Genomic DNA, 18,805 nt, shown 5'->3' with positions numbered 1-18,805 from the left:
TCAAAAAAGGCTGCCACACAACGCTGCGTTCGAATGGTGGCGGCTGTATACGGGTTCGCAGACCGAGGCAAAGGCATCCCGGCACACCGTTAGATGTCCCACATACAGCCGCCATTAAGCGTTTTGTAAGTTTGTCTGCCTTTGCTGATTCGGGCTGCGATACCCGTTCGCTGCTGCTGCAACGACCGGCGCACATTACCGATGCGAGAAGCGATCCACGAGGTAACGACAGCGATTCATAGCGTAGGAAATGTCTCAGATTGACGCTGAAATCGTTGGAGCGAATCTTGTCGGCGAGACGAATGTACAACGCCCGGTAGGAGGGGACTTGTCCCCGAATACGATGGTCCTGACCCCGAAAATCCGGAAGGTTAACGCTGCCTGAGCCACACCTTTCGGGGACAAGTCCCCTCCTACACAGACTGTACAAGCGAGCTTGCTCGCGAAGGCGGTGTTCAGACAATGAAGATCCATCAAGCAAGCAAAGAATCTATGCGAGCATGTCCCCCAGCAAAAAAACGAGGAAACCTCCATGTTGCGTATACGCGGAACCGTCGGTGATTGGCCGGTGGATTTGACCCTGGAGCTGGACGAGGGCGATTGGGCGCAGTTGGGCGCGCAACTCAAGGCCGCCAAGCCGGAAGCGGCAGTGGCCGAGAGCAAGCCTGCGACACAAGACGATGCGCTGTGGCAGATCGCTCAGGACCTGTTGCGCAAAGCGGGGCAGATGAACGGGCCGGAATTGCTCGATCAACTGGAAGGGCTGACCGGCAGCACGGCGGCGGGCAAGCGCCTGTTGGTGCGCTTGCGCCACAACGCGCAGGTCAAGGTCGAGAGCGGCCAGGATGCGCCGCTCTATATTTGGAAGGGATAATCTGGAAGGACTAGTACAGCGCAGCGAACAGCTTGCGGCGGTAAGCGGTGACCAGCGGGTGATCGTTGCCCAGCAGGTCGAACACTTGCAGCAACGTCTTGTGCGGCAAACCGTCGGCATAGTTGCGGTTGCGGATGAACAGTTTCAGCAGGCCTTCCAGCGCCGCTTCGTACTGCTGGCGCGCCAACTGCTGAATCGCCAGTTGATGCACGGCTTCGTCGTCCTGCGGGTTTTGCGCGATCCGGGCCTTGAGGTCGGCGGCGTCCGGGAAGGCTTTGGCTTCGGCCAGGAACGTCAGTTGCGCACGGGCACCGGCCAGCTCGGCTTTATGTTCGTCACCGCTGACGGCATCCAGCACCGCACGGGCTTCACCCAGTTCACCGCGCTCCGCCAGACAGCGCGCGTACAGAATCAGCGCAGCGGCGTTGGTGTTGTCTTCGGTCAGCAACTGTTGCAGCGCGGCCTCGGCTTCGGCGAAATGACTTTCAGCGAACATTTCCTGAGCCAGTTTCAGCGGATCGGCCGCAACGGGCGCGGGCATGACCACGTGCTGATCGAGAATCTTGCGAATCTCCGATTCGGGCTGCGCGCCGGTAAAACCGTCGATGGGCTGACCATCCTTGAACAACACCACGGTGGGCAGGCTGCGGATGCCGAAACGCGCAACGATGTCTTGCTCGGCGTCGCAGTCGACCTTGACCAGCAGCAACTCGCCTTGGTATTCCTCGGTGATTTTTGCCAGCAGCGGCATCAGCACCTTGCACGGTGCACACCACTCAGCCCAGAAGTCCACCAGCACGGGTTGGTCGAACGACTTGTCGATGACCAACTGTTGGAAGGTCGCATCAGTGGCGTCGAATATGTAGGAGGTTTCCTGGTTCATTGCGAGTCTCGGGGAAATCTGAATGCCGCCAACTATAAAGGGCGCGTGGGATTGCGCAAAGCGGTGTGAAAATTCGCGGTGGCGACTGTGGCGACTGTGGCGACTGTGGCGACTGTGTCGCTTACCGCGATCCGTAGGACCGGCTTCAGCCGGGAGGGCGGAAGGCCTGACGACGCAAATGCTGCGAGTGTACCGGCCTGCTCCCGGCTAAAGCCGGTCCTACGGGATGTGTCTAAATGCACAGGGTATGACGCTTACCGCGCTGCGTAGGACCGGCTTCAGCCGGGAGGGCGGAAGGCCTGACGAGGCAAATGCTGGGAATGTACCGGCTTCCTCCCGGCTAAAGCCGGTCCTGCGGGATGTGTTCAAATTCAAATGGTTATGTGAAAAGGCCCAAGAGGCTGTGGTATCACGGCGCCGGTTCGAATTTCAGCTGACCCAGCGCTTGAGTGGTGGGTTGCTGAATCTGCACCGACGGCAGGTGCAGGATCAACTGCCCGGATTTGCTCGCTCTCCCGCGCAGTTCGACCCGCGCCCCGGCTGGAAAAGCCTCGGGATTGAAACGCAGCTGAAACGGCAGCGACTGGTTGTTGCCGGCCAGCTTAGTGCTGGTCAGCAGTTTTTGCGGGCGACCCTGGTTGTCGATGACCAGCAACGCCAGTTCGACTTCGGCGCCAGCGGGCACGCCCAGCAATTGGCCGCTCAGTTCGCGCTGATACGGCAGCAGCGGTTCCGGGCCTGCCGGGGCTTTGCTGACAGGTGCGGTCACAGCCTTGGCCGGGGCCGGTTTGGCGGCATCATTACTGCTGCACGCAGCCAGCAGCCCGACGAGGCCGAGCAAGACAAACGGTCGTAGCGTCATGAACAGCTCCAACAAATACTTATATGAAGGACGGCCACAGGAACCGTTCATTCATCGCTGACGGGAGGTTAAAAGTGTCGCACCGCGGGCAGTATTACCGAACGCCGCGTGCGCTGCGCGTCTATATACCGCAAAGGCCAAGACTTGTCTTGCCTGCGGGATGCGCTACCATGGCGGCCCTTCCTATTTTTGTTGCCTGCGACCATGCACTGTCCCTTCTGCGGTGCCAACGACACCAAAGTCATCGACTCACGCCTTGTTGCTGAAGGCGAACAGGTACGTCGCCGTCGCGAGTGCCTGGCTTGCGGTGAGCGCTTTACGACTTTCGAGACCGCCGAACTGGTGTTGCCGCGCCTGATCAAGCAAGACGGCAGCCGTCAGCCATTCGACGATGAAAAACTGCGCGCCGGTATGCAGCGGGCCCTTGAAAAGCGGCCGGTCAGCGTCGAGCGCCTGGAAGCCGCGCTGGTGCACATCAAGCACAAGCTGCGTGCGACGGGCGAGCGCGAAGTCAAATCCCTGGTGGTCGGCGAGCTGGTCATGGCCGAATTGCAGAAGCTCGACGAAGTGGCGTATATCCGCTTCGCGTCGGTTTATAAACGCTTTCAGGACCTCAACGAGTTTCGCGAAGAAATCGACCGCCTGGCTCGCGAGCCGATTAAAGAGTGAGCGCCCCGTTGACTGAGCAAAACGCTCTGGACACCCATTACATGGCCCGCGCGCTGGAACTGGCGCGCAAAGGCATCTATTCCACGCATCCCAACCCACGGGTCGGCTGCGTGATCGTGCGCGACGGGCAGATTGTCGGCGAAGGCTGGCACGCCCGGGCGGGTGAACCTCATGCTGAGGTCCACGCGCTGCTGCATGCGGGCGACAAGGCCCGAGGCGCGACCGCTTACGTCACCCTTGAACCGTGCAGTCATCACGGGCGCACGCCGCCCTGTGCCGACGCGCTGGTCAATGCCGGTGTCGCGCGGGTTGTCGCGGCCATGCAAGACCCCAATCCTGAGGTCGCCGGTCGCGGCCTGCTGCGCTTGATGGGCGCCGGGATTGCGGTGCAGAGCGGTGTGCTGGAAAGCGAAGCCCGGACACTGAACAAAGGCTTTTTGAAGCGCATGGAAAAAGGCCTGCCTTACGTGCGGGTCAAAATGGCCATGAGCCTCGACGGTCGCACGGCCATGGCCAGCGGCGAGAGCCAGTGGATTACCGGCCCCGAAGCGCGTTCAGCCGTACAGCGTCTGCGCGCCCAGTCGAGTGTTGTGCTGACCGGCGCGGACACGGTTTTGGCGGACAATGCACGCTTGACCGTGCGCCCTGACGAACTGGGCCTGAATGCCGAATTGACTGCCTTGGCGATGACCCGTCCGCCGCTGCGCGTATTGATCGATGGCCGCTTGCGCGTGCCGTTGAGCGCGCCTTTCTTTCAGGCCGATCATGCGTTGGTCGCGACCTGTGCCGCTGCGTCGGCCCGGGAGCGCTATCACGACGAAGGCCACGACATGCTGGCGCTGGCGGGTGCCGATGGGCACGTTGATCTGCGCAGATTGCTGATCGAACTGGCCGCCCGTGGCGCCAACGACGTGTTGATCGAAGCCGGTCCGCGTCTGGCCGGGGCGTTTACGCGCCTGGGGCTGGTGGATGAGTTTCAGATTTTTATCGCGGGCAAGTTTCTCGGCTCTTCGGCCCGGCCGCTGCTTGATCTGCCGTTGGCGCAGATGAGTGAAGCGCTGGAGCTGAACATCGTTGAAATGCGCGCAGTTGGAAGGGATTGGCGAGTCATCGCGATACCCACGCCGCTACCGGGCGTATAATTTCGGCCTTTCGCTCAGCGCGCAGGCTCTGGTCTCCTGGAGGACCCCCATGTTTACCGGCATCATCGAATCCATCGGCAGCATCCGCGCCATGACCCCTAAAGGCGGCGACGTCCGCGTTTATGTGGAGACCGGCAAGCTCGATCTGGGCGACGTCAAACTGGGCGACAGCATCGCGGTCAATGGCGTTTGCCTGACTGCGGTCGAGCTGCCGGGCGACGGTTTCTGGGCTGACGTCAGCCGCGAAACCCTCGACGTGACGGCCATGGTCGATCTCAAGCCCGGCAGCCGCGTCAATCTGGAGAAAGCCCTGACGCCGACAACGCGTCTGGGCGGTCATCTGGTCAGCGGTCACGTGGATGGCGTTGGCGAAATCCTGTCCCGCGAAGAGAACGCCCGGGCGATTCAATTTCGTGTCCGCGCGCCACGCGAGCTGGCCAAGTACATTTCCCATAAAGGCTCGATCACGGTCGATGGCACCAGCCTGACCGTGAACGCCGTCGATGGCGCCGAATTCGAACTGACCATCGTGCCGCACACCCTGGCTGAAACCATCATGTCCGACTACCGCGCGGGCCGTAAGGTGAATCTGGAAGTGGACCTGCTGGCGCGCTATCTGGAGCGTCTGTTGATGGGCGACAAGGCGGCCGACTCCTCCAAAGGGCAGGCTGGCACCATCACCGAAAGTTTTCTGGCCGCCAATGGCTACCTCAAATCCTGAATCAAGGGGGTGCCACGTGGCGCTCAACAGCATCGAAGAACTGGTTGAAGACATTCGCCTAGGCAAGATGGTCATCCTCATGGATGACGAAGATCGCGAGAACGAAGGCGATCTGATCATGGCCGCCGAGTGTGTCAAAGCCGAGCACATCAACTTCATGGCCAAGCACGCCCGTGGGCTGATCTGCATGCCCATGACCCGCGAGCGCTGCGAGACCCTCAAGCTGCCGCTGATGGCGCCACGCAACGGTTCCGGTTTCGGCACCAAGTTCACTGTGTCCATCGAAGCCGCTGAAGGCGTGACCACCGGCATCTCTGCCGCCGACCGTGCGCGCACCGTGCAAGCAGCCGCTGCCAAGGACGCCAAGGCCGAAGACATCGTCAGCCCCGGTCACATCTTTCCGTTGATGGCGCAAGCGGGTGGCACGCTGTCCCGCGCCGGTCACACCGAAGCCGCCTGCGACCTGGCGCGCATGGCCGGTTTCGAAGCGAGCGGCGTGATCTGCGAAGTGATGAACGATGACGGCACCATGTCCCGTCGCGCCGAGCTGGAAACCTTTGCCGCCGTACACGGCATCAAGATCGGCACCATCGCCGACCTGATTCACTACCGGATGATCCACGAACGTACCGTTCAGCGGATTGCCGAGCAGCCAATGGACAGCGAACTGGGCCAGTTCAATCTGGTGACCTACCGCGATTCGGTGGAAGGCGACGTGCACCTGGCGCTGACTCTGGGCAAGATTTGCGCAGAAGAACCGACCCTGGTGCGCGTGCACAACATGGACCCGTTGCGCGACCTGTTGATGGTCAAACAGCCCGGCCGCTGGAGCCTGCGCGCCGCTATGTCTGCGGTCTCCGAGGCGGGCAGCGGTGTCGTGCTGTTGCTCGGTCACCCGCTGGATGGCGACGTTTTGCTTGCACATATTCGTGAGACCGCCGAACAGTTGCCGATCAAATCGCCGACCACTTACAGCACGGTCGGCGCCGGTTCGCAGATCCTTCGTGACCTGGGCGTGCGTAAAATGCGCCTGATGAGTTCACCAATGAAGTTCAATGCGATATCCGGTTTCGATCTGGAAGTTGTAGAATACGTGCCCTCCGAATAAATACCGGCAGGGCGTTTGCCGCCAGACCCCAAGGTTTGTCCAGCTTTCGCCCTGACAGTTACGATTCGTGGCCTAAAATCCCTCAAAGTCCGCCGCCAAGGCGTGCTTGCTCTTTAAGACGAGACTCACCCGAATGACCCTGAAGACCATCGAAGGTACCTTCATCGCCCCCCAAGGTCGCTATGCCCTTGTGGTAGGCCGTTTCAACAGCTTTGTCGTGGAAAGTCTGGTGAGCGGTGCCGTTGATGCCCTGGTTCGCCACGGCGTGAGCGAAAGCGATATCACCATCATCCGCGCGCCGGGTGCCTTCGAAATCCCGCTGGTGGTGCAGAAAGTTGCGCAACTGAGCGAATACGCGGCCATCGTTGCCCTGGGCGCCGTCATCCGTGGTGGTACTCCGCACTTTGAATACGTGGCTGGCGAATGCGTCAAAGGCCTGTCTCAGGTTTCCATGGAATTCGGTATCCCGGTCGCCTTCGGCGTGCTGACCGTTGACTCCATCGAGCAAGCCATCGAGCGTTCCGGCACCAAGGCTGGCAACAAAGGCGCAGAAGCTGCGTTGTCCGCCCTTGAAATGGTTAGCCTGCTGGCGCAGTTGGAGGCCAAGTGATTTCTGACGAGAGCGATCAGTTCAACCCCCGCGAAGAAAAGTCGCCGGAAGTTGCCAAGAGCAAGAGTGCCAAACGTCGCGAAGCGCGCCAGATGGCTACCCAGGCGCTGTATCAGTGGCACATGGCAGGTCATTCGCTGAATGAAATCGAGGCGCAGTTCCGCGTTGACAACGATTTCAAAAGCGTCGATGGCGCCTATTTCAGCGAACTGTTGCGCGGCGTGCCGACCAACAAGGACGAAATCGATGCGGTTCTGGCGCCATGCCTGGACATCACCATCGAAGAGCTCGACCCGGTTGAACTGGCGATCCTGCGCCTGTCCACCTACGAGCTGCTCAAGCGTATCGACGTGCCGTATCGCGTTGTGATCAACGAAGGCATCGAGCTGGCCAAGGTCTACGGCTCCACTGACGGCCACAAGTTCGTCAATGGCGTGCTGGACAAGCTGGCTCCGCGCTTGCGTGAAGTCGAAGTCAAGGCGCACAAGCGCTAGAACTGGCATCGACCTGTGGGAGTTGACTGTGGGAGCGAGCTTGCTCGCGAATTCGGTATTTCAGGCGCAGATACATGCTGGGCTTACCGATCTTCGCGAGCAAGCTCGCTCCCACAGAGGTTAGTCCGGTCGTCTCAACTTCAACACAAAACAATGAGATCCAGATGGGCGAGTTCGAGCTGATCCGCAATTTTTTCGCCGCAGCGCCTTGTGCGCAGGCGGGTGAAGGTGTCGCTTTGGGGATCGGTGACGACTGCGCCTTGCTGACGCTGCCGCCCGGCGAACAGTTGGCGATTTCCACCGATACCCTGGTTGCCGGGGTGCATTTCCCCGAAGTCTGTGACCCTTTCCTGCTCGGCCAACGCGCGCTTGCGGTTTCCGCCAGTGACCTTGCGGCCATGGGCGCCAGCCCTGTTGCGTTCACCCTTGCCCTGACGTTGCCTGATGTTGAAGCCGACTGGCTGCAAGCATTTGCTCGCGGCCTGAACGCCATGGCGCAGAGCTGTGGGCTGAGTTTAGTGGGCGGCGATACGACGCGCGGCCCGTTGAACCTGACGCTGACGGTTTTCGGCCGCGTGCCCGCAGGTCAGGCCTTGACCCGCAGCGGCGCGCAGCCGGGCGATCTGCTGTGTGTCGGCGGTCCGCTGGGCGATGGCGCTGGCGCTTTGACCCTGGTGTTGAACGAGCGCGAAGTTGAGGCGTCTACCGCAGAGTATTTATTGGCGCGCTATTGGTCGCCTCAGCCGCAAATCGCGCTTGGGCAGGCATTGCGCGGCAAAGCTACAGCCGCGCTGGATATTTCAGACGGCCTGCTGGCCGATTGCGGACATATCGCGCTGGCCTCCAGAGTGCGTTTGCTGGTTGAGCGGGATTTACTGCCGCTGTCCGAGCAACTGCTGACGTTGTTTGGCGTGCAGGCCGCGCAACAGGCGGCGCTCAGTGGCGGTGATGATTACAGGCTCGCCTTCACGCTACCGGCGCAGCATTTGACAGGTTTGCAAGAGGCCGGTTGGCCGGTGCAAGTCATTGGCCGTGTCGAAGCGGGCGAGGGCGTTGCGCTGATCGATGCCAATGGGCAGGACATTCCCGTCCTGACTCGCGGCTATCAACATTTTCGGGAGACACGGTGACAGATCATCCTAAGCAGGTCCCGGCGGAACACGTTCCCCCGTCGGTCTGGACCAATCCCTGGCACTTCCTCGCATTCGGCTTCGGCTCCGGCACACTGCCCAAAGCGCCTGGAACCTGGGGCTCCATCGTCGCCGTGCCATTCATTCCGCTCTGGCAAATGCTGCCGGACTGGGGCTACTGGCTGATGCTCGGCATCACCATGCTGTTTGGCTTCTGGCTGTGCGGCAAAGTCGCCGACGACCTTGGGGTCCACGACCACGAAGGCATCGTCTGGGACGAAATGGTCGGCATGTGGATCACGTTATGGCTGGTGCCCGAAGGCTGGGTCTGGCTGTTGGTGGGCTTTCTGGTCTTCCGCTTCTTCGACATCCTCAAGCCTTGGCCGATCCACTGGATCGACCGGCATGTGCACGGCGGCGTGGGCATCATGCTCGACGATGTGCTGGCCGGGGTATTCGCCTGGCTGGCGATGCAGGTCCTGGTCTGGGGCTGGCACTTCATCTGATGGTCGCGAGTGCGTCGCGTGCTGGCGATTGCCGGACGCGGCGCATATTCCTGAGTCTTCTTAAGGCATTGATTTAACTTCCTGATCTGTATGACTGACAATTCAGCCTAAGCGTCTGCAGGAACCTGCTGTTACAATGCCGCCTTGCGAATTTCCAGTCCTCATACTGATCAGGAGCACCCGGTGCCCGTCGTATTTGTCGCCGCTTCCAAGCTGCCAACTCCGTTTGCGCAATTCACCATGCATGGCTTTCTTGAGTCTGCAACGGGACGCGAACATCTCGTTTTGAGCCTCGGCGATGTGTCCGATGGCGCTCCGGTCCTCGGTCGAGTGCATTCCGAATGCCTGACGGGCGATGCTTTGTTCAGTCAGCGTTGCGACTGTGGCTCCCAGCTTGAGGCCGCCTTGCGCGCCATCGCTTCCGAGGGTCGCGGTGTTTTGCTGTATCTGCGCCAGGAAGGCCGGGGCATTGGCCTGCTGAACAAGATCCGTGCCTACGAATTGCAGGACGGCGGTGCCGATACGGTGGAGGCCAATGAGCGTCTCGGTTTCGCGGCAGACCAGCGCGATTACGCGATTTGCCTGCCGATGCTGCAGCATCTGGGCGTCGAGTCCCTGCGTTTGATGACCAACAATCCGCGCAAGGTCAAAGCCTTGACCGAGATGGGCATCACCGTCGCCGAGCGCGTGCCGCTGCATACCGGCCACAACCCACACAACAAACTGTACCTGGCCACCAAGGCCGGCAAACTCGGCCACATGATGGGCAATGAACATCAAGGCGAGGCAGATCGCGCGTGATCCGCAACAACCTGAGGCGCCGTCTGGCGCTCGCATGGTGGTGGCAATTGGTAGTGACGCTGGCGCCCTTGCTGGTCGCCAGTGCGCTGTTCGGTTCCAATAAAACCATGTCGCTGGTGTTGGCGATGCCGTTGTTTATCGCGGGGCTGCTGTCGATGTTCGTCAGCCTCAAGCCGTTCGGTGCATACAAACGAGCATTGATCGCCACCGAAGCCGCACTGGATACCCCCGAAGAAGCAGCCGCCTGGCGTCAGCTCGCCGCTGTCCGAAGCAAAGCCTTTCTCGCCGCCGGACTGCCCGCGTGGATTGCGGCCGCAGCAGTATTCGTCGGGCTGGAAGCGGTGCCGTTAGTATTGCTGGCGATATCCAGCGTGGTGTTGCTGTATCTGTATCGGATACCGCGGCAGCTAGGCTGAAAGGGTAGGAGGGGACTTGTCCCCGAATGCAAATCCATCTGCGGCGTACGCCATAGCGGCCGCCGCGTGACGGATTTCAACCAATCAACACCAGCCGTTCATTGATCGCCGCTTCAATCCCCGCTTCATCCAACCCGCACTCGGCCAGCATTTGCGCAGGCTTGGCATGTTCGACGTAAGCGTCCGGCAAGCCCAGATGCAGCACGGATTTGAGGATGTTCTCCCGCGCCAGGAATTCGCTGACGGCAGCGCCAGCACCACCCATTACGGCGTTTTCCTCGATGGTCACCAGCAACTCGTGATTGGCCGCGGCGTCGCGGATCAGAGCCTCGTCGATGGGTTTGACGAAGCGCATGTCGATCACGGTGGCGTCGATCTTCTCGGCAACTTTCAAGGCGTCGGCCAGTTGCACGCCGAACACCAGGATCGCAACGCCCTGGCCATTGCGGCGAACCACGCCCTTGCCGATTTCGATAGGCTCAAGGCTGCTGTCGATCACTGCGTTCGGGCCTGAACCGCGCGGGTAGCGCACGGCAGCCGGGCCGTTGTGCAGGTAACCGGTGCTGAGCATCATGCGCAATTCGTTCTCATCGCTCGGCGTCATCACCAGCATGCCGGGGATGCAACGCAGGTAGGACAAGTCGAAACTGCCCGCGTGAGTCGGACCGTCTTCGCCCACCAGACCGGCGCGGTCGATGGCGAACAGCACGTCAAGGTTTTGCACGGCCACGTCATGAATCAGCTGATCGTAGCCGCGCTGCAGAAACGTCGAATAAATCGCCACCACGGGCTTGGCGCCTTCGCAGGCCATACCCGCTGCCAGCGTCACTGCGTGCTGCTCGGCAATGGCGACGTCGAAGTAACGCTCCGGAAAACGTTCGCTGAACGCCACCAGATCCGAGCCTTCTTTCATCGCCGGAGTAATGCCGACCAGACGCGAATCGGCCTGCGCCATGTCGCAGATCCACTGGCCGAACACGCCCGAATACTTCGGGCCGCTGACCTTTTTCGGCGCGGCAATTGGGGCATTCAGGGGTTCAAGCTTGGTGATCGCGTGATAGCCAATCGGATCGGCTTCGGCAGGCGCAAAACCTTTACCTTTCTTGGTCACCACGTGCAGGAATTGCGGACCCTTGAGGTCGCGCATGTTGCGCAGCGTTGCGATCAGGGTTGGCAGGTCATGGCCGTCGATAGGGCCGATGTAGTTCCAGCCCAGCTCTTCGAACAGTGTGCCGGGGACCAACATGCCTTTGGCGTATTCTTCCGTGCGTCGGGCAATTTCCCAGGCGCCGGGCAGACGCGACAGCACCTTTTTGCTGCCTTCGCGCATGCTGGCGTAGGTGCGGCTGGAAAGGATCTTCGCCAGATAGTTCGACAGCCCGCCAACGTTGCGCGAGATCGACATGTCGTTGTCGTTGAGGATCACCAGCATGTCGGCGGCGACTTCAGGCGCGTGATTCAACGCCTCGAACGCCATGCCGGCGGTCAGCGCGCCATCACCGATAACGGCGATGGCCTTGCGCGAACGGCCCTGTAAACGGGCGGCAATCGCCATGCCCAACGCGGCGCTGATGGAGGTGCTGGAGTGGCCGACGCCAAAAGTGTCGTACTCGCTCTCGCTGCGACGCGGAAAGGCGGCTACGCCGTCCTTCTGGCGCAGGGTGGCCATGCGCTGGCGGCGACCTGTGAGGATCTTGTGCGGATACGCCTGATGACCGACATCCCAGACCAGACGGTCATCGGGCGTATCGAAAACATAATGCAGGGCGATGGTCAGCTCGATGACACCGAGACCGGCACCGAAATGCCCGCCGGTCTGGCCAACAGAATAAAGAAGCTCCAGGCGCAGTTCATCGGCCAGGGCTTCCAGCTCGGCTTCACCCAACCGACGCAAGCCGTCCGGCGTTTCAGCACGGTCGAGCAGCGGCGTGGCGGGGCGCTCGCGGGGAATCTCTTTGAACGTCGTGGGCATCAGGCGAATCGTTATAAGTAAAAGAGGCGGCAGTTTACCTGATGCATCGCATGCTGCCCATGAAGTGCGGCAGCGGATGCTCAGACACAGAGATCAAACACAAGACTGTGACCTGACTAATGCGCGCCAGTTCGTCACGTTATGAAGGCTGATAGCCGTTTAGTTACGCCGCTCGACGATGTACCGGGCCAGATCGCGCAGCGGTTGCGCGGCCGCGTCGAACGGTCGCAGGGCATCCAGTGCCTGATCGCGCAGCTCCAGGGCGTAGGCCTTGGCGGCATCGAGGCCCAGCAATGCGGGATAGGTCGGTTTGTCCCGGGCGATATCCGCGCCTTGGCGTTTACCGAGGGTTACGGTATCGCTTTCGACATCGAGGATGTCGTCCTGCACTTGAAAAGCCAGGCCGATGGCGCGGGCATACGCCTGCAGCGCATCGAGCCGGGCCTGATCCGCGTGGCCGCTGGCCAATGCGCCCAACTTGACGCTGGCTTCGATCAGCGCGCCGGTCTTGTGCCGGTGCATGAAAGCCAGCGCGGTTTGATCGAGCTTGATGCCCACCGAACCGAGATCAATGGCCTGACCGCCGACCATGCCTGCCGGACCGGCTGCGAATGCCAAGGCACCGACCATTTGCAGGCGCGTCTCTGCATCCTGGGGTGTCAGGCGCTGATCGAACAGGGCAGTAAACGCCAGGCTCTGCAAACCATCGCCAGCCAGAATCGCACAGGCTTCGTCGAACGCTTTGTGGGTCGTTGGCTGGCCGCGCCGCAGATCGTCATCGTCCATGGCCGGCAAATCGTCATGCACCAGCGAATATGCATGGATCAACTCCACCGCACAGGCCGCGCCGTTGGCCTCGTCAGCCTTGCCGCCGAGCGCTTCGCAGGCCGCATACGCCAACAACGGCCGCACACGCTTGCCGCCATTCATCACGCTGTAGCGCATCGCGTCATAAAGACGCGCCAGCTCCGGGCCTGGCGCAACAAACAGACTGTCGAGCGCCGCGTTGACGCGCAGCTGGCACTGGGCCTGATAGCTCGCAATCATTCGGGCTGTTCCGCATCGAAAGGCTCTTCGGCCAACTCACCGTCGCGCTCCAGCAACACCTGAACCTTCTGCTCCGCCTGCGCCAAGGCGCCCTGGCAGTCGCGGGTCAGGCGAATCCCCTGTTCGAACGCGGTCAATGAGTCTTCCAAAGACAACTCGCCATTCTCCAGACGCTCTACCAGCGTTTGCAGATCAGCGAGGGATTGTTCGAAATCCAGTGCAGCTTTCTTGCGGGCCATGAGCGCTATTCCGGTAGAGGTTAAACCGCCGCGACACTAGCAGAGCGAGGGCTTTGGGGCAAATGGGGATGGGGTGGTGGCGGGCAAACGGCGCTGTAAAGCCAGGGAATTGCTGGTGCGTTAAAGAGCCTCATACGATGCATTATCTGCGGCTTACCCTGCTCGGATCAGCGTCAGGCTGGCTTGCCGGCTTCTAATCATCCCATGTGCATTAGACGAGGCCTGATTTTTGGGAGCCGTCAGGCGTGAGTTATCACGATTAATTTAACTTTGCGTGAGGATTTAGAGATATTCCGCCGCCCATACTCGCAGCCAATGAGTAACGAGCGGAACGCCGAACATGTCGCAGTCATCTGCTTCACCCAGGGCCAGCCATCCACGCTGGCTAAGGTTTACCCATTGGCTCAACGCTTTGGCGGTTCTGTTGATGGTCACCAGTGGTTGGCGTATTTACAACGCTGCGCCGATCTACGACTTCAGTTTTCCCAAGTCGATTACCCTTGGCGGCTGGCTGGGCGGCGCCTTGCAATGGCATTTCGCGACAATGTGGTTTCTGGCGATCAACGGCCTTGTTTACCTGGCCTTCAATCTGTTCAGCGGACGCCTGAAGCGGCGTTTCTTCCCCGTGTCGCCCAAAGGTGTGCTGCATGACTTGTGGGCGGCCCTGCGAGGAAAGCTCGGGCACGCCGACCTTGGTCATTACAATCAGGTGCAACGGGCAGCATACCTGTTCGTGATGGTCGACAGCACGCTCTTGGTAGTGTCAGGGCTGGTGTTGTGGAAGTCGGTGCAGTTTCCGTTGCTCCGTGAATTGCTGTGGGGTTATGAAGGCGCACGCCGTGTGCATTTTTTCGCCATGGCGCTGTTGGTAGCCTTCGTGGTGGTGCACCTGGTGATGGTCGCGCTGGTTCCGAAAACGCTGTTGGCCATGATCGGCACCCGCAAGGAGTCGGTATGAAAAAGCGTATCCAGATACCGGGCCTGGACGAGACTTCGATCCTGATCGACGCTCGCAAGATCCTTGCCCCGCAGATCGAAGACCGCTCGCGCCGCTCATTCCTCCTGCGTGGTTTGACGCTCGGCGGTGTGGCGATGTTGTCCGGTTGCGACATCACCGACAATCAAGGCGTCGATACCGCGTTGTCGTCCATGTCGCGTTTGAATGACAGGGTGCAAGGCTGGCTGTTCAACCCTGGCGCGATGGCACCGACTTATCCCGAATCGATGATTACCCGGCCATTTCCCTTCAATGCCTTTTACGGCATCGACGAAGCGCCAACGGTAGAAGAGGAAAGCTTTCGCCTGGAAGTCACTGGACTGGTCTCCGACAAGCGCAACTGGCGCCTTGAAGACCTGCGGGCCATGGCCCAGACCGAACAGATCACCCGTCATATTTGCGTCGAAGGCTGGAGTGCGATCGGGCGTTGGGGCGGCGTGCGCTTCAGCGACTTTCTGAGAAGGGTCGGGGCCGACACCGATGCCAAATATGTCGGTTTTAAATGCGCCGACGATTACTACACCAGCATCGATATGGCCACCGCATTGCATTCGCAGACTCTGCTGGCGCTGACTTATGACGGCGCGGTGCTGCCGCGCGAATACGGTTTCCCGATGAAGCTGCGCATGCCCACCAAACTCGGCTACAAGAATCCCAAACACATCCAGGCAATTTTCATCAGCAACACCTACAGCGGCGGCTACTGGGAAGACCAGGGCTACAACTGGTTTGGTGGCAGCTGACGAGTGCCTGGTCATTTCATACGTCCATCAACCACGCTCCAAGGAGTATCACCATGAAAAAGTTGACTACCGTTGTTCTGTCCCTGTGCCTGGCCGTTGGTGCTGCCAGTGTTTTTGCTGCTGACACTATGAGTAACGACAGCATGAGCAAAGACTCGATGTCCAAGGACGGCATGTCCAAGGACACGATGAAGAAAGACGCGATGAAGAAGAACGATTCGATGTCCAAAGACAGTATGTCTAAAGACAACATGTCCAAAGATGCGATGAAGAAAGATACGATGAAGAAAGATACGATGTCCAAGGATGCAATGAAAAAAAGCGAAATGTCGCAGTAATGCCTGTTCTCGCCGTCTGTGGGGGACTGCGCCTGAGCTGACCAGGTAATCCTGCTCAAGGCCAAAGGCTTACATGCTTGTCTCCCCGCTAACAACTGGCAATAGAGAGTCTTTGTAGCAATGGGGCCTGATGATGTTGCAGCGCGAAAGATCGCACCGCACATTCGCCTCAGGCCCCATGCACCCATTCATAATGGCTGTTTCGGACACTGCTTAAACAATTGGCTCGGGTCTGCCTTCGATCAGTCTCGGCGCTGCTTCAAAGACAGTTGCAACATCCCCGCTGCTGCTTCATTTCGAGGCAAGAAATCCGCAGAGAGACGACACGCAGATGCACCTAAGCGTGGTCTTGGCACGAAGTCACGTCTCAGGGTTGGATGCATCCCCACTGAGAGTTCTCACCCCAAACAATCGTTCGGCTATCTGCCGACCTCGCTCGAGCCCTTCCTCCGTCAACCAGATCGACTTGTTCTTGTTCACCGGATTACTGATGAAGCCATGTTCATGCAATCGATTCATGATCTCGAAGTCGAACCCTTTCCACGCGTTGCCGTCGTCGGAACTGAACGCCGCCAATAGGGCAAGCACAGCTTCTTCAATCAATTTGTCGTCGTATTCCATGATCGTTGCTCCGCTCATGTTCACCAGGTGGCGTGGAGTTTGTGATGGACACTCCATAGGCCCCATGTTTTGTCGAGTTTGCTACAGCATTAAAGAGCTGGTTTTGAGCCTGATTCTTTCCGCTTTTGCAGTTGGCTGTCATCAAAAAAACTGAGGATATCTTGAGTATCGGGGATGGCTGAGTGCTTCTCCCTCAAAAGATCAGGTACGACCGCTTAAACAAGGCCTTTTGTGCAGGCTGTTTCCAGCCTGTACAAAACTGACCTTACCGGCAGGCAGCAGTCTCAGGCCGGAAACTGCTGGAGGTAAGGCGCTTAAGCGCTATATCAAGAGCCTGATCATCGAACAGTTTGCTTTTACGAGAGGCAGCAGCGGCTCCGCCATCCCAATCCCTCAACGCTTCACGCATGGCAGGAACGTTCGGAGAAACGCCTTCCTGGTTTAACAACCAATCAACCGTCGCTAATAACTCCATGCCGAAGGGAGACTCAAAGCCATCTATCAGCTCAGCGGTGCGCTCTAACGCTTGGGAGTACTCCTTGGCTTCTGTTTTGAGATAGGTTTGCAGAAAGGCTTTACGCTCTTCGTCAAACCAGATCACATCACTGATACCTGCATCACTTATGCGTTTGTCGCAATGCAGATAGCTGCCATCAAGATTGTTGAGCAGATGCTCCAATCGATTGGCATACGGCCCGTATTTATGAGCTACAAACTTAAGGTTCAGAGGGTTCTCGGTGTCAGGCAGCTGTTCTATGGCACGCTCAAGGAACCAGGCCAGCTTCTGAATCTCAAGCAGGCTGCACTCCATGCCTAAAACCCAATAGCGTCGAACCAGTTCGGCAATCAGGGCGCGAGCAGGCGTGAGCTTTTCCAATCCGCTACGCTTGGCCACATTCAGATATTGGCTGGAAGGTTCAAACACTAAGACATCCACATCCAGATCACTCAACACAGCAACAATCTGTTCGCGGACTTCGGGCCATTTCAAGCCGCCGTTACCAGCGCCCAGCGGTGGGACGGCCACAGACTTGACCTGATTCTCGATCAGAAAACGGCGCAGATCATGCAGGCCTTCCGTCACCCAGGCCATCTGCGAAGGCGAACGCCAGTGACGTTTGGTCGGGAAGTTTACGATCCAGCGAGGACCTTCCAGTTCGTTGACTGCTGTTACGTGAACCTTGCCTGTTTCTACCTCTCCAGCTTTGCAGGCCGCCGAATACAGGCGATAATTTTCCGCAAAACGCTCTTTGAACATCAGCGCGATACCTTTACCCATCACTCCAACGGTATTCACCGTGTTGACGAGGGCTTCGGTTTTGGCTTCCAGCAGATTGCCTTGGGTGAATCTGATCATTGGAAATACCATCCCGGACGCGCATGGACAGATAACGTCAGGCCTCTAGCGGCGACGTCCTGCTTTATGCGTTCTTTCATTGCATCGGTGTAACACATGATGCCAAGGAGTCCTGTAATCGGTAGGTGGTGGTGAATCAGCGCTTCGGCCTGATACCGCTCCATCTTGCGAGGGTCATCGGGGTCACGTTTGAAGTCGCGCCGTTGAAGGATAGACCAATCAATCTCATGGAGATGCGCCGGATCGCTGTAATAGTCTGTCCAATCCGGGTAGGCGTGTGCGTTTGTGAAGACGAACGGTAGGCCAAGTTCAGCGACGCGGTGCAGGCTGGAGACCAGAATTACGATCTCGTCATTGCTGCGTTGCTGAACGCTCCACCCGGAGTGAATGTTTTTCATCATCACAGAGAAAGGGGTGAAGTAGAAGGGCACGTAGTCGGCCAACACGCCTGCAGGCGCAATCGGAACATAGCGAGTGCGGCGTTTGTCAATTAAGTCAGCGTTGCCAATGTTCACGTACTGCGGGGCCTGCACCTCGGAGCTGGCACAGTGCAGGCCGTTGTCCAGAATCCAGGGCAGATTATCGCGGTGGACGATCCGCCAAATCAGGGCCTTCTCTGGATTCAGACTGCTGTAGTTCATTTATAAGAACATTCCGGAATTTACAGTTATGGGAGTCTTGAGGTTGGCTGCGCGCAGTTTAGCCTCACATAGCTGTCTGACTTCATCGTTTGGTACATAAATTCTGGAAAAGGTTTTGGGGGATACCACGTGGGGAGATAGGCATTCAGCCATACAAACGCTTTTGCATTCAGCATTTTGATAGGCCCGAGTATCCATCAGGATCCAGTCGATTGCTTTGTGGCCAGTCTCGTAGTCGAGTAGCTGAATCGCATCATCAGCGAGCGGATGATGGGGGATGATCATCCAGCCGTTATCTTTGGCAAATGTCCTGTAAACAGAGATGAGGACGAATTTCGATTTAGGTCGATCAAGCTGTACACGCCCATCAAATGGATTGGCACCAAACCAATGGAGTGGGACATAAGTGTCAAGCTTCAAGGCTTTGCGCTTCTTGAGAATTTCGCTGTCTGCTACGTCAGTGAAATCAGCGAGACTGGCCCGAGGCTTTAGGCCTTCTTTGAAAATCCCATCCAGATTTTCAACGGAGGTTAGATGGTAGACAAAAAATTGATCCTTGATGCTTTTGGCGTCCGGCATTGTGGTCTCCTTGACCTACGCATTTATCTAAACAGGCTTTAGTCCTAGCTGTTCC

At 58.8% G+C, this 18,805-nt stretch carries 23 protein-coding genes; 14 read left to right on the top strand and 9 right to left on the bottom strand.

Translation table 11 applies throughout. The features are described from left to right. The first annotated feature begins 532 nt into the window (after positions 1 to 532). A complete protein-coding gene (locus tag AABC73_RS25175) occupies positions 533 to 874 on the top strand; it encodes a hypothetical protein (protein WP_341521399.1) in 342 nt (113 codons plus the stop codon). A gap of 10 nt (positions 875 to 884) precedes the next feature. Here the strand turns inward: AABC73_RS25175 and trxA are convergent, their stop codons facing one another. Beyond that, the gene (trxA, locus tag AABC73_RS25170) at positions 885 to 1,757 is read right to left on the bottom strand and encodes a thioredoxin (protein WP_341521398.1); all 873 of its coding nucleotides are present in this window, start codon (positions 1,755 to 1,757) and stop codon (positions 885 to 887) included. Between the two features lie 409 nt (positions 1,758 to 2,166). Then, positions 2,167 to 2,619, bottom strand: coding sequence for a YbaY family lipoprotein (locus AABC73_RS25165; protein WP_065833664.1), 453 nt, complete (start codon positions 2,617 to 2,619; stop codon positions 2,167 to 2,169). 204 nt (positions 2,620 to 2,823) lie between these two features. On the opposite strand from AABC73_RS25165, the gene nrdR reads away from it, so the two are divergent. The 10 genes from nrdR to AABC73_RS25115 all read left to right on the top strand — a co-directional run bounded on the left by nrdR (position 2,824) and on the right by AABC73_RS25115 (position 10,216). Further along, positions 2,824 to 3,288, top strand: a complete 465-nt coding sequence (gene nrdR / locus AABC73_RS25160) for a transcriptional regulator NrdR (protein WP_020289647.1) — start codon at positions 2,824 to 2,826, stop codon at positions 3,286 to 3,288. A gap of 41 nt (positions 3,289 to 3,329) precedes the next feature. Next, a complete protein-coding gene (gene ribD, locus AABC73_RS25155; RefSeq protein ID WP_341524334.1) occupies positions 3,330 to 4,430 on the top strand; it encodes a bifunctional diaminohydroxyphosphoribosylaminopyrimidine deaminase/5-amino-6-(5-phosphoribosylamino)uracil reductase RibD in 1,101 nt (366 codons plus the stop codon). A gap of 49 nt (positions 4,431 to 4,479) precedes the next feature. Then, positions 4,480 to 5,151: a riboflavin synthase gene (locus AABC73_RS25150; protein WP_020289645.1), complete on the top strand. Its 672-nt coding sequence runs from the start codon at positions 4,480 to 4,482 to the stop codon at positions 5,149 to 5,151. A 16-nt stretch (positions 5,152 to 5,167) separates the two neighbouring features. Next, entirely contained in the window at positions 5,168 to 6,259 is a 1,092-nt protein-coding gene (gene ribBA / locus AABC73_RS25145) for a bifunctional 3,4-dihydroxy-2-butanone-4-phosphate synthase/GTP cyclohydrolase II (RefSeq protein WP_341521397.1), read from the top strand. A 133-nt stretch (positions 6,260 to 6,392) separates the two neighbouring features. Next, on the top strand, positions 6,393 to 6,869 hold the full coding sequence (gene ribE / locus AABC73_RS25140) for a 6,7-dimethyl-8-ribityllumazine synthase (RefSeq protein ID WP_020289643.1): 477 nt from the start codon (positions 6,393 to 6,395) through the stop codon (positions 6,867 to 6,869). Then, positions 6,866 to 7,363 carry a transcription antitermination factor NusB gene (nusB, locus tag AABC73_RS25135; RefSeq protein WP_065833668.1) on the top strand — a complete coding sequence of 166 codons (498 nt, stop codon included), beginning with the start codon at positions 6,866 to 6,868 and terminating at the stop codon, positions 7,361 to 7,363. Before ribE ends, nusB begins: the two co-directional genes overlap by 4 nt. A gap of 164 nt (positions 7,364 to 7,527) precedes the next feature. Then, positions 7,528 to 8,493, top strand: a complete 966-nt coding sequence (gene thiL, locus AABC73_RS25130) for a thiamine-phosphate kinase (protein WP_341521396.1) — start codon at positions 7,528 to 7,530, stop codon at positions 8,491 to 8,493. After that, a complete protein-coding gene (locus tag AABC73_RS25125) occupies positions 8,490 to 8,999 on the top strand; it encodes a phosphatidylglycerophosphatase A (protein ID WP_020289640.1) in 510 nt (169 codons plus the stop codon). Before thiL ends, AABC73_RS25125 begins: the two co-directional genes overlap by 4 nt. A 183-nt stretch (positions 9,000 to 9,182) precedes the next feature. Then, entirely contained in the window at positions 9,183 to 9,800 is a 618-nt protein-coding gene (ribA, locus tag AABC73_RS25120) for a GTP cyclohydrolase II (RefSeq protein ID WP_020289639.1), read from the top strand. After that, the gene (locus tag AABC73_RS25115) at positions 9,797 to 10,216 is read left to right on the top strand and encodes an MFS transporter (protein WP_331152722.1); all 420 of its coding nucleotides are present in this window, start codon (positions 9,797 to 9,799) and stop codon (positions 10,214 to 10,216) included. Before ribA ends, AABC73_RS25115 begins: the two co-directional genes overlap by 4 nt. A 76-nt stretch (positions 10,217 to 10,292) precedes the next feature. Here the strand turns inward: AABC73_RS25115 and dxs are convergent, their stop codons facing one another. From dxs to AABC73_RS25100, 3 genes are all read right to left on the bottom strand, one after another. Then, the gene (gene dxs, locus AABC73_RS25110) at positions 10,293 to 12,188 is read right to left on the bottom strand and encodes a 1-deoxy-D-xylulose-5-phosphate synthase (RefSeq protein ID WP_331152723.1); all 1,896 of its coding nucleotides are present in this window, start codon (positions 12,186 to 12,188) and stop codon (positions 10,293 to 10,295) included. A gap of 159 nt (positions 12,189 to 12,347) precedes the next feature. Next, positions 12,348 to 13,235, bottom strand: coding sequence for a farnesyl diphosphate synthase (locus tag AABC73_RS25105; protein ID WP_341521395.1), 888 nt, complete (start codon positions 13,233 to 13,235; stop codon positions 12,348 to 12,350). Further along, a complete protein-coding gene (locus AABC73_RS25100; protein ID WP_020289635.1) occupies positions 13,232 to 13,474 on the bottom strand; it encodes an exodeoxyribonuclease VII small subunit in 243 nt (80 codons plus the stop codon). The genes AABC73_RS25105 and AABC73_RS25100 overlap by 4 nt, the downstream gene beginning before the upstream one ends. Before the next feature lie 340 nt (positions 13,475 to 13,814). On the opposite strand from AABC73_RS25100, the gene AABC73_RS25095 reads away from it, so the two are divergent. From AABC73_RS25095 to AABC73_RS25085, 3 genes are read left to right on the top strand one after another with little or no spacing between them, the layout of a single operon-like run. Then, entirely contained in the window at positions 13,815 to 14,432 is a 618-nt protein-coding gene (locus AABC73_RS25095) for a cytochrome b/b6 domain-containing protein (RefSeq protein WP_341521394.1), read from the top strand. Continuing rightward, positions 14,429 to 15,214: a molybdopterin-dependent oxidoreductase gene (locus AABC73_RS25090; RefSeq protein WP_341521393.1), complete on the top strand. Its 786-nt coding sequence runs from the start codon at positions 14,429 to 14,431 to the stop codon at positions 15,212 to 15,214. The genes AABC73_RS25095 and AABC73_RS25090 overlap by 4 nt, the downstream gene beginning before the upstream one ends. A 53-nt stretch (positions 15,215 to 15,267) precedes the next feature. After that, complete coding sequence (locus AABC73_RS25085) at positions 15,268 to 15,552, top strand: pentapeptide MXKDX repeat protein (protein WP_341521392.1); 285 nt, start codon at positions 15,268 to 15,270, stop codon at positions 15,550 to 15,552. A 360-nt stretch (positions 15,553 to 15,912) separates the two neighbouring features. Here the strand turns inward: AABC73_RS25085 and AABC73_RS25080 are convergent, their stop codons facing one another. The 4 genes from AABC73_RS25080 to AABC73_RS25065 all read right to left on the bottom strand — a co-directional run bounded on the left by AABC73_RS25080 (position 15,913) and on the right by AABC73_RS25065 (position 18,750). Next, positions 15,913 to 16,173: a DUF6429 family protein gene (locus tag AABC73_RS25080; protein ID WP_341521391.1), complete on the bottom strand. Its 261-nt coding sequence runs from the start codon at positions 16,171 to 16,173 to the stop codon at positions 15,913 to 15,915. 265 nt (positions 16,174 to 16,438) lie between these two features. Beyond that, positions 16,439 to 17,530 (bottom strand): macro domain-containing protein, encoded by a 1,092-nt coding sequence (locus AABC73_RS25075; protein WP_341521390.1) that lies wholly within the window; start codon positions 17,528 to 17,530, stop codon positions 16,439 to 16,441. Next, positions 17,527 to 18,171, bottom strand: coding sequence for a DUF4433 domain-containing protein (locus tag AABC73_RS25070; protein WP_341521389.1), 645 nt, complete (start codon positions 18,169 to 18,171; stop codon positions 17,527 to 17,529). The genes AABC73_RS25075 and AABC73_RS25070 overlap by 4 nt, the downstream gene beginning before the upstream one ends. Further along, complete coding sequence (locus tag AABC73_RS25065) at positions 18,172 to 18,750, bottom strand: DarT ssDNA thymidine ADP-ribosyltransferase family protein (protein WP_341521388.1); 579 nt, start codon at positions 18,748 to 18,750, stop codon at positions 18,172 to 18,174. Positions 18,751 to 18,805: the final 55 nt, after the last annotated feature.

Source organism: Pseudomonas sp. G.S.17, assembly GCF_038096165.1.
GTDB lineage: Bacteria > Pseudomonadota > Gammaproteobacteria > Pseudomonadales > Pseudomonadaceae > Aquipseudomonas.
The sequence above is the reverse complement of the archived record's forward strand: the minus strand, read 5'-3'. Positions and strand labels throughout refer to the sequence as shown.

Bases quoted from the DNA above. Each gene is read 5' to 3' on its own strand.
- AABC73_RS25150 (WP_020289645.1), top strand. From the start codon at position 4,480: ATGTTTACCGGCATCATCGAATCCATCGGCAGCATCCGCGCCATGACC.
- ribD (WP_341524334.1), top strand. From the start codon at position 3,330: ATGGCCCGCGCGCTGGAACTGGCGCGCAAAGGCATCTATTCCACGCAT.
- AABC73_RS25090 (WP_341521393.1), top strand. From the start codon at position 14,429: ATGAAAAAGCGTATCCAGATACCGGGCCTGGACGAGACTTCGATCCTG.
- AABC73_RS25065 (WP_341521388.1), bottom strand. From the start codon at position 18,750: ATGCCGGACGCCAAAAGCATCAAGGATCAATTTTTTGTCTACCATCTA.
- AABC73_RS25080 (WP_341521391.1), bottom strand. From the start codon at position 16,173: ATGGAATACGACGACAAATTGATTGAAGAAGCTGTGCTTGCCCTATTG.
- AABC73_RS25175 (WP_341521399.1), top strand. From the start codon at position 533: ATGTTGCGTATACGCGGAACCGTCGGTGATTGGCCGGTGGATTTGACC.
- AABC73_RS25095 (WP_341521394.1), top strand. From the start codon at position 13,815: ATGTCGCAGTCATCTGCTTCACCCAGGGCCAGCCATCCACGCTGGCTA.
- AABC73_RS25070 (WP_341521389.1), bottom strand. From the start codon at position 18,171: ATGAACTACAGCAGTCTGAATCCAGAGAAGGCCCTGATTTGGCGGATC.
- nrdR (WP_020289647.1), top strand. From the start codon at position 2,824: ATGCACTGTCCCTTCTGCGGTGCCAACGACACCAAAGTCATCGACTCA.
- ribE (WP_020289643.1), top strand. From the start codon at position 6,393: ATGACCCTGAAGACCATCGAAGGTACCTTCATCGCCCCCCAAGGTCGC.
- AABC73_RS25075 (WP_341521390.1), bottom strand. From the start codon at position 17,530: ATGATCAGATTCACCCAAGGCAATCTGCTGGAAGCCAAAACCGAAGCC.
- AABC73_RS25100 (WP_020289635.1), bottom strand. From the start codon at position 13,474: ATGGCCCGCAAGAAAGCTGCACTGGATTTCGAACAATCCCTCGCTGAT.
- AABC73_RS25165 (WP_065833664.1), bottom strand. From the start codon at position 2,619: ATGACGCTACGACCGTTTGTCTTGCTCGGCCTCGTCGGGCTGCTGGCT.
- dxs (WP_331152723.1), bottom strand. From the start codon at position 12,188: ATGCCCACGACGTTCAAAGAGATTCCCCGCGAGCGCCCCGCCACGCCG.
- AABC73_RS25085 (WP_341521392.1), top strand. From the start codon at position 15,268: ATGAAAAAGTTGACTACCGTTGTTCTGTCCCTGTGCCTGGCCGTTGGT.
- thiL (WP_341521396.1), top strand. From the start codon at position 7,528: ATGGGCGAGTTCGAGCTGATCCGCAATTTTTTCGCCGCAGCGCCTTGT.
- AABC73_RS25105 (WP_341521395.1), bottom strand. From the start codon at position 13,235: ATGATTGCGAGCTATCAGGCCCAGTGCCAGCTGCGCGTCAACGCGGCG.
- trxA (WP_341521398.1), bottom strand. From the start codon at position 1,757: ATGAACCAGGAAACCTCCTACATATTCGACGCCACTGATGCGACCTTC.